This window comes from Caulobacter sp. 10L414, assembly GCF_056395525.1.
The window spans coordinates 26,258-36,903 of sequence record NZ_JBFTJR010000050.1; the positions used below are offsets into that span (position 1 = coordinate 26,258).

The 10,646-nt window shown below is 70.3% G+C and carries 12 protein-coding genes; 11 read left to right on the top strand and 1 reads right to left on the bottom strand.

The annotated features are described in order from the left end of the window. Nucleotides 1–29: 29 nt before the first annotated feature. Complete coding sequence (locus AC1DCG_RS18695; RefSeq protein WP_477027796.1) at nucleotides 30–1,460, bottom strand: M20/M25/M40 family metallo-hydrolase; 1,431 nt, start codon at nucleotides 1,458–1,460, stop codon at nucleotides 30–32. A 146-nt stretch (nucleotides 1,461–1,606) separates the two neighbouring features. On the opposite strand from AC1DCG_RS18695, the gene ruvC reads away from it, so the two are divergent. From ruvC to tilS, 11 genes are all read left to right on the top strand, one after another. After that, nucleotides 1,607–2,122, top strand: a complete 516-nt coding sequence (gene ruvC / locus AC1DCG_RS18700; RefSeq protein ID WP_180896913.1) for a crossover junction endodeoxyribonuclease RuvC — start codon at nucleotides 1,607–1,609, stop codon at nucleotides 2,120–2,122. After that, on the top strand, nucleotides 2,119–2,742 hold the full coding sequence (gene ruvA, locus AC1DCG_RS18705) for a Holliday junction branch migration protein RuvA (RefSeq protein ID WP_477027797.1): 624 nt from the start codon (nucleotides 2,119–2,121) through the stop codon (nucleotides 2,740–2,742). The genes ruvC and ruvA overlap by 4 nt, the downstream gene beginning before the upstream one ends. A gap of 118 nt (nucleotides 2,743–2,860) precedes the next feature. Next, nucleotides 2,861–3,904: a Holliday junction branch migration DNA helicase RuvB gene (ruvB, locus tag AC1DCG_RS18710; RefSeq protein WP_477027798.1), complete on the top strand. Its 1,044-nt coding sequence runs from the start codon at nucleotides 2,861–2,863 to the stop codon at nucleotides 3,902–3,904. A gap of 151 nt (nucleotides 3,905–4,055) precedes the next feature. Continuing rightward, nucleotides 4,056–4,508: a tol-pal system-associated acyl-CoA thioesterase gene (gene ybgC, locus AC1DCG_RS18715; RefSeq protein WP_477027799.1), complete on the top strand. Its 453-nt coding sequence runs from the start codon at nucleotides 4,056–4,058 to the stop codon at nucleotides 4,506–4,508. Between the two features lie 201 nt (nucleotides 4,509–4,709). Continuing rightward, nucleotides 4,710–5,408, top strand: a complete 699-nt coding sequence (gene tolQ, locus AC1DCG_RS18720) for a protein TolQ (RefSeq protein WP_165256867.1) — start codon at nucleotides 4,710–4,712, stop codon at nucleotides 5,406–5,408. 4 nt (nucleotides 5,409–5,412) lie between these two features. Next, complete coding sequence (locus AC1DCG_RS18725) at nucleotides 5,413–5,934, top strand: ExbD/TolR family protein (protein WP_165256865.1); 522 nt, start codon at nucleotides 5,413–5,415, stop codon at nucleotides 5,932–5,934. Between the two features lie 16 nt (nucleotides 5,935–5,950). Next, nucleotides 5,951–6,817 (top strand): energy transducer TonB, encoded by an 867-nt coding sequence (locus AC1DCG_RS18730; RefSeq protein ID WP_477037256.1) that lies wholly within the window; start codon nucleotides 5,951–5,953, stop codon nucleotides 6,815–6,817. Between the two features lie 47 nt (nucleotides 6,818–6,864). Continuing rightward, nucleotides 6,865–8,202: a Tol-Pal system beta propeller repeat protein TolB gene (gene tolB / locus AC1DCG_RS18735; RefSeq protein WP_477027802.1), complete on the top strand. Its 1,338-nt coding sequence runs from the start codon at nucleotides 6,865–6,867 to the stop codon at nucleotides 8,200–8,202. A gap of 213 nt (nucleotides 8,203–8,415) precedes the next feature. Then, entirely contained in the window at nucleotides 8,416–8,988 is a 573-nt protein-coding gene (pal, locus tag AC1DCG_RS18740; RefSeq protein WP_477027803.1) for a peptidoglycan-associated lipoprotein Pal, read from the top strand. 110 nt (nucleotides 8,989–9,098) lie between these two features. Beyond that, nucleotides 9,099–9,941, top strand: a complete 843-nt coding sequence (ybgF, locus tag AC1DCG_RS18745) for a tol-pal system protein YbgF (RefSeq protein ID WP_477027804.1) — start codon at nucleotides 9,099–9,101, stop codon at nucleotides 9,939–9,941. Continuing rightward, nucleotides 9,938–10,646, top strand: a 709-nt coding sequence (tilS, locus tag AC1DCG_RS18750; protein ID WP_477041602.1) for a tRNA lysidine(34) synthetase TilS, incomplete at its 3' end; no start/stop codon positions are given. The genes ybgF and tilS, both read left to right, overlap by 4 nt.

The window sequence follows — 10,646 nt, forward strand, 5'->3', positions numbered from 1 at the left end:
GGCGACGACGCCCCGACGCGTTCGACGCCCTACTTTCCGCCCGCGTAGTCCTTGACCAGCGCGTAGAGGAAATCCCGCCCGTCATAGAGCGACTTCACCCGCATGCGCTCGTTGAGGCCGTGCACGCCGTCGCCGTCCGCGTTGCCGAACAGGCCGCTGACGCCATAGGTCGGGATGCCGGCGGCGTTGGTGTGCACGCCGTCGGTGGCGCCGGTGAGCAGGATCGGCACGATCGGCACGCCGGGCCATTGCTTGGCGGCGTTCTTCTGGATCGGACCCATGATCGCCGGCGTCAGGGCCGGGGGCGGAGAGACCGGCTTGGCCTCGTGGGCCAGGGTGACGGTCACGGCCGGGTCGGCGACCAGCTCGGTCAGCTTGGCCTTCACCTCCTCGACCGGCGTGCCCGGCAGGATGCGGCAGTTGATGTTGGCGGTGGCGCGCTGGGGCAGGGCGTTGGGCGCGTGGCCGGCGTTGACCATGGTGGCCACGCACGTGGTGCGCAGGATCGAGTTCCAGCCGGCGTCCTTGGTCAGCACCTTCAGGGCCGCCGGATCGCTGACGTCGGCGACCAGCGCCTTCATGGCGGCGGCCTGCTCGGCCGGCACGCGGGCCTGCATCTGGGTGAAGTAACCGTGCGTGGCGTCGATGAAGCGGGTCGGGAACTGGTAGGCGCCGATGCGGTCGACGGCGGCCGTCAGGTGATAGATGGCGTTGTCCGGCACGGGGCGGCTGGAGTGGCCGCCGGGGTTCGTCGCGGTCAGGGTGAAGTCCTGATAGACCTTCTCGCCGGCCTGCACCTCGAGCACCACTTCCTTGCCGGTTTCGTCCAGCAAGCCGTCGGCGCCCTCGTTCAGCGCGAACTCAGCGTCGACCAGCGGGCGGTGGTTCTTCACCAGGTCCTCGATGCCGTTGTAGCCCTCGCTCTCCTCGCCGCAGGTCAGCGCCATCTTGATGTCGCGCTTGGGCTTGAAGCCGCTCTGCTTGAGGCGGACCAGGGTGTCGGCCCAGATGGCGGCCTGCGCCTTGTCGTCCGACGTGCCGCGTCCGTAGAAGTAGCCGTTCTCCTCGACCAGCTTGAACGGGTCGCGCGTCCAGTCCTCGCGCTTGGCCTCGACCACGTCGATGTGGGCCAAGAGCAGCATGGGCTTGGACTTGGCGTCGGTTCCGCGCAGCACGGCCACCAGGCTGCCCTCGCGCGGATATTTCGGATCGACCACGACCTTGACGTCGGCTTCCGGATAGCCGGCCGCCTTCAGGCGCGCGCCCATGGCTTCGGCGGCGGCGGTGCAACTGCCCTTCGACAGGGTGGTGTCGATCTCGACCAGCTCCTTGTAGAGCTCGCGGAAGGCGCTCTGGTCGGCGCGGGGCGTGACCTGCGGGCCGGGCGTCGGCTGGGCGTGGGCCAGGACGGGAAGGGCGGCGAGGGCCGCGGTGGTGGCGAAAAGGGCCTTCAGGCGCATGGTCCGACCTTCGAGTGTCGCAAAACGTGGCCGGAACAGGAGCGGGCTTCGCGTCCGTGCGCAAGCCACATGCGCCAAACAAGGGCTTTGCATTAACCTGTGCTTAAGCATGACGCGGCTTTTCCTGGCGACAGGAAAGGGCGAGACTGCGAGAACACATGATGAACGCGAATCGTCCCCTGCGCATCCTCGGTCTCGATCCGGGCCTCCGCCGCACCGGCTGGGGCGTGATCGGCGTGGCCGGCTCGCGCATCACCCACATCGCCCACGGCGTGATCGCGCCGGATGAGAAGGCCGCCTTCTCCGACCGCCTGCTGACCCTGTTCGAAGGCGTGTGCGCGGTGATCGAGCAGCACGCCCCCGACGAGGCGGCGGTGGAAGAGACCTTCGTCAACACCAACGCCCAGTCGACGCTGAAGCTGGGCCACGCCCGCGCCGCCTCGATGATCGCTCCGGCCCGCGCCGGCCTGCTGGTCGCTGAATATTCTGCCCCCGTGGTCAAGAAGGCGGTGGTGGGCACCGGCGCGGCCGACAAGGCCCAGGTCGCCTTCATGATCGCCCGCCTGCTGCCGACCGCCGGCTCGCCCACGGCCGACGCCGCCGACGCGCTTGCCGTCGCCATCGCCCACGCCCACGCCCGCACGGCGAGGAGAGTCGCATGATCGGACGCCTGCGAGGCGCCGTCGCCGAGGTCGGCGAGGAAGAGGCCCTGATCGACGTCATGGGCGTCGGCTACATCGTCCGCTGCGGCCAGCGCACCCTCCAGCGCCTGCCGGCCCTGGGCGAGGAGACCCTCGTTCACGTCGAAAGCCAGTGGAGCGAGAACCAGGGCCTGCGCCTGTACGGCTTCCTGACCCGCGACGACCGCCGCGCCTTCGTGCTGCTGCAGGCGATCCAGGGCGTGGGGCCGAAAGCCGCCATGGCCGTGCTCGACGTGCTCTCGCCGGCCGAACTGGCCTCGGCGGTGGCGCGCGAGGACAAGGCCGCCGTCGGCCGCGCCAACGGGGTGGGGCCCAAGCTAGCCTTGCGCATCGTCACCGAACTGAAGGGCAAGCCGATCACCGACGGACCGGTGCTGATGAGCGCGCCGTCCTCTGCCGCCGCCGCCCCGTCGGCCCCCGCCAAGCCCGCCGCCACCGGCGACGCCGTCGCCGCCCTGATGGGCCTGGGCGTGGCCGAGGTGAACGCCCGCCGCGTGGTCGAGGCCGCCGCGGCGAAGCTGGGGGATGACGCGTCGGTGCAGGCGCTGATCAAGGCGGGCCTGCAGGAGCTGGGTCGATGATCTGGCGTAAGACCCCCTCAGTCGCTCCGCGACAGCTCCCCCAGAGGGGGAGCATCTTGGCGCTCCAGATCCTCCCCCTCTGGGGGAGGTGGCCCGAAGGGCCGGAGGGGGTCAGCGCATGACCCGCATCATCTCCGGCGAAGCCCAGATGGGCGATCAGGTTCCGTCCACCGACCGCGCGCTGCGGCCCCAGACCCTGGCCGAGTTCGTCGGCCAGGAGCAGGCCAAGGCCAACCTGCGGATCTTCATCGAGGCGGCCAAGGGGCGGGGCGAGTCCCTCGACCACGTGCTGCTGTTCGGCCCGCCGGGCCTGGGCAAGACCACCCTGGCCCAGATCGTCGCCCGCGAGCTGGGCGTGAACTTCCGCGCCACCTCCGGCCCGGTGCTGAACAAGCCCGGCGACCTGGCGGCGATCCTGACCAATCTCGAGCCCAACGACGTCCTGTTCATCGACGAGATCCACCGGCTGTCGTCGAACGTCGAGGAGATCCTCTATCCGGCGATGGAGGACCACGTGCTCGACCTGGTGATCGGGGAGGGGCCGTCGGCCCGCTCGATCCGCATCGACCTGGCGCCCTTCACCCTGGTGGCCGCCACGACGCGGGCGGGCATGCTGGCCACGCCGCTTCGCGATCGCTTCGGCATTCCGGTGCGGCTGGAGTTCTACACCCCGCGCGAACTTCGCCACGTGCTGCTGCACGGCGCGCGCAAGATGGGCGCGCCGCTGTCGGACGACGGCGCCGACGAAATCGCCAAGCGCGCCCGGGGCACGCCGCGCGTCGCCGGCCGGCTGCTGCGCCGGGTGCGCGACTTCGCCACCGCCGACGGCGCGCAGGTCATCGACCGCAAGGCCGCGGCCATGGCGCTCGCCCGCCTGGAGGTCGACGAGAGCGGTCTCGACAGCCTCGACCGCCGCTACCTGCGGGCCATGATCGAGCACTATGGCGGCGGGCCGGTGGGCGTGGAGACCATCGCCTACGCCATCGCCGAGGCCCGCGACGCGGTGGAAGACGTCATCGAGCCCTACCTGATGCAGCAGGGCTTCATCCAGCGCACGCCGCGCGGCCGCATGGCCTGCGGCAAGGCCTATCTGCACCTGGGCCTGACGCCGCCCGCCGCCCCTCCGGGCGCGCAGGGCGGGCTGTTCGGGGACGAGGTTTGAAATCCTTCTCCCAGAGGGAGAAGGAGGGGCCCGCGCCCGCAGGGCGTGGGAGGATGAGGGGTTTCGCCCTCGACCGTTTTAACCCCTCACCCTCCCATGCTTTGCATGGGCCCCTCCCTCTCCCTCTGGGAGAGGGAAGCAAAGGCGCGCCATGACCGATCGTCCCGAACCCACCGCCGGCGTCTTCGTCGGGACCGAGCACCAGCTGCCCGTCCGCATCTATTACGAGGACACCGACTTTTCGGGGATCGTCTATCACGCCAACTACCTGCGCTACTTCGAGCGCGGACGCAGCGACTTCTTCCGGATGATCGGGGTGTCGCACACCGAACTGGCGACCATCGACACGGCCTTCGCCATCACCCGCATGGAGATCGACTTCAAGCGCGCGGCAAGGGTCGACGACGCCTTGGTGGTGCACACGGTGTGGAACCGCATCAAGGGCGTGCGCCTGCTGGCCAAGCAGTGGATCACCCGCGGCGAGGAGCTGGTCTGCGCGGCCAATGTCGAGGCCGTCTGCATCAGCCTGGACGGCCGCCCGCGCAAGCCGTCGGCCGAGATGACCGCCAAGGTCGTCCCCTGGCTCGCTCCCGAAGAGAGCTGACGGCGCCTGCGTGACAATGAAGATCGCTGGTCGGTGAAAAATGGGCCGCCTGCAACCAATGTCATAGTTTCAACATTGCGCCGCTTCATGCAGTAAGGCGCAGACCAATCACCTTAGTGCCTGGGGCGCATTCGAGCGGGCAGACGCACACACTTCGCCCGAAGCGCCCTAGATTGACGCCCCAACGGAACAGGACCCCGCATGGACGCCGCCGCCAGCCCCGAAAGCTTCTCCTTCATCACGCTGTTCCTGAACGCCGACTGGGTGGTCAAGCTGGTGATGATCGGTCTGATCCTCGCCTCTCTGGGCTCCTGGGCGGTCATTCTCGACAAGCTGTTCCGTTTCGCCGCGCTGAACCGCGCCGCCGACCGCTTCGAGGAGCAGGTCGGTTCGGGTCGTTCGCTGGAGGACGTCGCCGGCGAGGCCGGCTCGAACCCGCGCCACGCCCTGCCGCGCATGCTGCAGGCGGCGCTGAAGGAATGGCGCGAAGCCAAGGCCAAGGGCGTGCAGAGCGAGGGCCAGGTGGCCCTGCTTTCCCAGCGGATCGACCGCGTGCTCGACACCCAGATCGCCCGCGAGAGCGCCAAGGCCGAAGAGGGCCTGGGCAGCCTGGCCATCGTCGCCACCGCTTCGCCCTTCATCGGCCTGTTCGGCACCGTCTGGGGCATCATGCACGCCTTCCAGAGCATCGCCGCGGCCAAGAACACCTCGCTGACCGTGGTCGCCCCGTCGATCGCCGAGGCCCTGTTCGCCACCGCCATCGGCCTGATCGCCGCCATCCCGGCCTACATCGCCTACAACAAGTTCTCGACCGACGCGGGCAAGTACGCCGGCCGCCTGGAGAACTTCGCCGACGACCTGTCGACCGCCATCCAGCGTCGCCTGAGCGAGCGGGTCTGATCCCATGGCGATGTCCGCAAACGACGCCTTCGCCACCTCGGGCGGCGGTCGCGGCCGCCGCCGCCGCCGTCGCGGCAAGGGGGCCCTGTCCGAGATCAACGTCACCCCGCTGGTCGACGTGATGCTGGTGCTGCTGATCATCTTCATGATCAGCGCCCCGCTGCTGACCTCGGGCGTGGAGCTGGAGCTGCCCAAGACCGAAGCCGGCGCGCTGAAGAACGAGCAGGAGCCGATCACCGTGTCGGTCCGCCACGACGGCGCGGTGTTCATCGGCGAGGACCAGGCGCCGTTCACCGAGTTCGCCTCGGTGGTCACGGCCAAGGCCGGCGATGCGACCGACAAGCCGATCTATGTGCGCGCCGACGGCAAGGCCCCCTACGAGGTGGTCGCCCAGGTCATGGCGGCCCTGTCGAAGGCCGGCTTCACCAAGATCAACCTGCTGACCGACACCGGCGGTCCGTCGTCGGGCGCGGCCCCGCAGGACGCCCAGCCGGTCGGCGGCGGCGAACTGCGCCCGGCTCAGTAGGGAACGTCCAAGCCTGATGCGGGAAGAACGCAACAAGCTGTCTCCGGCCCTGCTGGGCTCGGTCGCGCTCCACGCCGCGGTGGTGGCGGCGGTGATGATCGGCTGGCCGTGGAAGACGTCCAAGAAGATCGTCATCGGCGAGAGCGTGCCGGTGACCATCGTCACCGAGGGGCCGACCAACGTGCGCCCGGCCATCGAGGATCCGGTCGAGCAGCCGGCCGAGACGATCGAGCCCGTGCCCGAGGCCACGCCCGAACCGCCGGCGCCGACGCCCGCGCCGACGCCCCAGCCCGCGCCGCCCAAGCCGCAGCCCGCGCCGACGCCCAAGCCTCAGCCGACGCCGCCCAAGCCCGCGCCGAGCCCGGCGCCCAAGCCGCCGCAGCCGACCCCGAAGCCGACGCCGCAGAAGCCGACCCCGGCCAAGCCCGAGCCCGACTTCTTCTCGTCGCTGGAGAAGACGCTGTCGAAGACGGCCAAGCCCGCCGGCAAGCCGGCCTCGTCCGCGCCCAAGGGCCAGACGAACCGTCCGGAGACCGCCGCCCAGGCCCGCCCGGGCGCTGGCCAGATGACGGCCATGCAGGCGGCCGCGATCAGCGGCATGAAGGACGAGATCCAGCGGCGCTGGAACCCCAACTGCGAGGTCGTGGGCGGCGGTTCGATGCAGATCAAGCTCAGCTTCAAGCTGGCGAGCAACGGCCGCGTCTCCGGCCAGGTGACCGCCGGCGGGGCGGAGAACTCCAGCGACGCCATCGTCAAGACCGAGGCCGAGCGGGCGATCCGCGCGGTCTTCCAGTCGGCCCCGTTCGAAGGCCTGCCGCCGGACTACTACAACACCCAGCTAAACCTGAACTTCAAGGCGCGCGACGCCTGCGCCGCGCGTTAGGCGTTCCAGCAACGCCGCAAAGAAGAAGAATGGAAGGAAGCCCGACGATGATCGCCAAGAGCGCCCGCGCCAAGCGGACCCTCGCCACGCCGCTCCTCGCCGTGACCCTCGCCCTGGCGGGCGGCGCGTTCGCGGCCGCCCTGCCGGGCGTGGCCAGCGCCCAGATCGAGATCGACATCGACAAGGGCGCGGTCAAGCCGATGCCCGTGGCGATCCCGGCCTTCGCCGGCGCCCAGCGCGGCGCCGACATCGCCCAGGTCATCAGCGGCAATCTCGAGCGCTCGGGCCTGTTCCAGCCGCTGAACGTGGCCGGCGTGCCCGACAAGCTGACCGACGTGAACATCCAGCCGCGTTTTCCCGACTGGCAGGGCACCGGGGCCCAGGCCCTGATCAACGGCCAGGTGACGGTGGGCGCCGACGGCTCGCTGCGCGTCGACTTCCGCCTGTGGGACACCTTCAGCCAGCAGCAGTTGCTGGGCCTGCAGTTCACCTCGACGGCCGAGAACTGGCGCCGGGTGGCCCACAAGATCAGCGACGCGGTCTATGAGCGCCTGACCGGCGAGAAGGGCTATTTCGACACCCGCGTGGCCTTCGTCGCCGAGAGCGGCCCCAAGCTGTCCCGCGTCAAGCGCCTGGGCATCATGGATCAGGACGGCGCCAACCCGCAGTTCATCACCGACGGCTCGTCGATCGTGATGACCCCGCGCTTCTCGGCCACCAGCCAGGAGCTGACCTACATGGCCCTGCGGCCGACGGGGTCGAGCATCTACCTGCTGAACCTGCAGACGAACCGCCAGGAAACGGTCGGCCGCTTCCCCGGCATGGTGTTCGCCCCGCGCTTCTCGCCGGACGGCAAGAAGGTGGCCTTCTCGGTCGAGAAGGGCGGCAACAGCGACATCTACGTGCTGGACCTGCGCACCCGCCAGTCGACCCGCATCACCACCGACCCGGCCATCGACACCTCGCCGTCGTTCTCGCCGGACGGCAGCAAGATCGTGTTCAACTCCGACCGCGGCGGCCAGGCCCAGCTCTACGTGATGAACGCCGACGGCTCGGGCGTGCGCCGCATCTCCTACGGCGGCGGCCGCTACACCACGCCCGTCTGGAGCCCGCGCGGCGACTACATCGCCTTCACCAAGCAGACCGGCGGCCAGTTCCACATCGGCGTCATGCGCACCGACGGCGGCGACGAGCGGCTCCTGACCACCAGCTACCTGGACGAGGGTCCCACCTGGGCGCCCAACGGGCGGGTGCTGATGTTCTTCCGCGAGAGCTCGGCGGGCAATCCGCGTCTCTGGACAGTCGACATCACCGGCCGAATCCTGCGTCCCGCCGCCTATCCGGGCGCGGCGTCCGATCCGGCCTGGTCGCCGCTGCTGGACTGATATCGGGCGTGGAAAGCCGCGGAATAAGAAGGTTTCGCAACTTTCCACAGGCTCGGCGCGTTGGAGCGTGGCTGTTCATCCGTCGTTCACCCGACAGGTGAAACGAGGTGGAGCAGCGTCCAACTGACGCCATTGTGAGGTCCAGGGAACGTTTTTGCGGGGCGGAGCAAGAGCAGCGCCGGTAAGAGTTTTGAACCCAGGCCGTACCTAGACTTGAGGAGATACTGGATGAGCTTCGACATCAAGAGCGCCGCCCGACTGGCGCTGATCGGTCTGGCCGTCGCTTCGGTTGCCGCCTGTACGCGCCCGAAGCCGGCCGGTCCGGTCGAAACCCCGCCGGCTCCGCAGCAACCGGCTGAACCGACCCGTCCCTACACCCCGCCGCCGACCCCGGATGCGCAGCCGACCGGTCCGCTGCCGGGCACCGTGCAGGACTTCGTCGTCAACGTCGGCGACCGCGTCTACTTCGACACCGACGAATACACGGTCCGCGCCGACGCCCAGCCCGTGCTGGCCGGCCAGGCCCAATGGCTGGCCCGCTACTCGGCCGTGCGCGTCCGCATCGAAGGCAACGCCGACGAACGCGGCACCCGCGAGTACAACCTGGCCCTGGGCGCCCGTCGCGCCAACGCCGTCCGTGAGTTCCTGATCGGACAGGGCGTCGCCGCCTCGCGCATCGAGACGATCTCGTTCGGCAAGGAGCGTCCGCTGGATCCGGGCACCACCGAAGACGCGTGGGCCAAGAACCGCAACGCCCGCACCGCCATCACCGAGGGCGCGCGCTAAGGCCTGACCGCCTGATCTGAACGAAGGCCCTCCTCCTTGCGGAGGGGGGCCTTTTTTCTGGCCGCGTTTCTGGCCGCACTTTTGTCCGCAACCGGGGCATAATCGTCGACATGAAGCTGAAATCCGCGCTCCTCGCCTCCGTCCTCATGGTCTGCGCCGCCGCGCCGGCCCTGGCCCAGACGCCGATGCCCGACCCGCTGGACGACCGCTCGGCCAAGCGCATCGAGAAGATGGAAAAGGTCGTTCGCGAGCTGCGGGCGATCGTCTTCCAGGGGCGCGACACGGGCAAGCCCGTCGTCGTCCAGACCGCCGAGACCGACGCCCAGATCGCCGCGCTCAACGAGCGGATCAGCGACCTGGAGCAGACGATCCAGAAGATGAACGGCCAGAACGAAGTTCTGACCCACGACATCGACCAGGCCCGCCGCGGCGCCGACAGCCAGAAGACCCGCGCCGACCAGCTGGAGCAGCGCCTGGCCGCCCTGGAAGGCAAGATCACCACGCTGGAGACCGCCGCCGCCAACGCCGCGGCCGCTCAGGTCGCCGCCGCGCCGGCCGTCCCGGCCGATCCGGCCACGGCCTTCAAGCAAGCCCGCCAGTTGCTGCTGGACGGCGACTACGCCGGCGCCGAGAACGCCTTCGGCGGCTTCGTCGAGGCCTATCCCGACGACGCCAAGGCCCCCGAAGCCCGCTACTGGCTGGGCGAGACCCAGTTCGTGCGCGAGGCCTATGGCGACGCGGCCGGTTCCTATCTGGGCGCGGTGCGCGGCTGGCCGCAGACCAGCTGGGCGCCGAACGCCGTGCTGAAGCTGTCGCGCTCGCTGGTGGCGCTGAAGAAGCCCGCCGACGCCTGCCGCACGCTCGACGAGCTGGCCAAGCGCTACCCCAAGGCGCCGGCCGACGTGGTCGGCAAGGCCAAGAGCACCCGCACCCAGGCCAAGTGCGCGGCCTGACCGAAGACTTCCAGGCCGTCCTGAAACGGCGTCTGCGGCCAGGAGCGACCACGCCCCTGGCCGTCGGCTTTTCCGGTGGCGGCGACAGCCTGGCGCTGCTGCGCCTGACGCTGGACTGGGCCGCCGGGCAAGGTCGGCCGGTCCTGGCCCTGACCGTGGATCACGGCCTCAACCCCGCCAGCGCCGGATGGACGGCCGAGGCCGTGGCCAAGGCCCGCCGCCTGGGCGCCGAGGCCCGGGCGCTGGCCTGGACCGGCGACAAGCCCGCCACGGGCCTGCCGGCGGCCGCCCGCGCGGCGCGTCACGCCCTGCTGGCCGCCGCCGCCCGCGAGGCGGGCGCTCGGGTGCTGCTGCTGGGCCATACCGCCGACGACCGTCTGGAAGCCGCCCGGATGCGGGCCGAAGGCTCAAGCACCCCCGATCCGCGCCAATGGGCGCCGTCGCCGGCCTGGCCGCAGGGGCGGGGCGTGTTCGTGCTGCGGCCGCTGCTGGCGGCGCGCCGGCAGGTCTTGCGCGACTGGCTCACTGAGCGGGGCGAGACCTGGCTGGAAGATCCCGCCAACGCCGACGCCCGCTTCGCCCGGGCCCGCGCGCGGTTCGCCCTGGCCGGGGAAGAGGCGGCCGTTCCGACCATCGCGCCCGACGCGCCCCCGCCCGCCGGCGTCGAGGGCGAGCACGCCCTTGGCCTGCCGCGCGGCGCCTCGG

Excerpts from the sequence above, each read along its gene's own strand:
- AC1DCG_RS18695 (WP_477027796.1), bottom strand. The coding sequence starts at position 1,460 with ATGCGCCTGAAGGCCCTTTTCGCCACCACCGCGGCCCTCGCCGCCCTT.
- ruvA (WP_477027797.1), top strand. The coding sequence starts at position 2,119 with ATGATCGGACGCCTGCGAGGCGCCGTCGCCGAGGTCGGCGAGGAAGAG.
- ruvB (WP_477027798.1), top strand. The coding sequence starts at position 2,861 with ATGACCCGCATCATCTCCGGCGAAGCCCAGATGGGCGATCAGGTTCCG.
- ybgC (WP_477027799.1), top strand. The coding sequence starts at position 4,056 with ATGACCGATCGTCCCGAACCCACCGCCGGCGTCTTCGTCGGGACCGAG.
- tolQ (WP_165256867.1), top strand. The coding sequence starts at position 4,710 with ATGGACGCCGCCGCCAGCCCCGAAAGCTTCTCCTTCATCACGCTGTTC.
- AC1DCG_RS18725 (WP_165256865.1), top strand. The coding sequence starts at position 5,413 with ATGGCGATGTCCGCAAACGACGCCTTCGCCACCTCGGGCGGCGGTCGC.
- AC1DCG_RS18730 (WP_477037256.1), top strand. The coding sequence starts at position 5,951 with ATGCGGGAAGAACGCAACAAGCTGTCTCCGGCCCTGCTGGGCTCGGTC.
- tolB (WP_477027802.1), top strand. The coding sequence starts at position 6,865 with ATGATCGCCAAGAGCGCCCGCGCCAAGCGGACCCTCGCCACGCCGCTC.
- ybgF (WP_477027804.1), top strand. The coding sequence starts at position 9,099 with ATGAAGCTGAAATCCGCGCTCCTCGCCTCCGTCCTCATGGTCTGCGCC.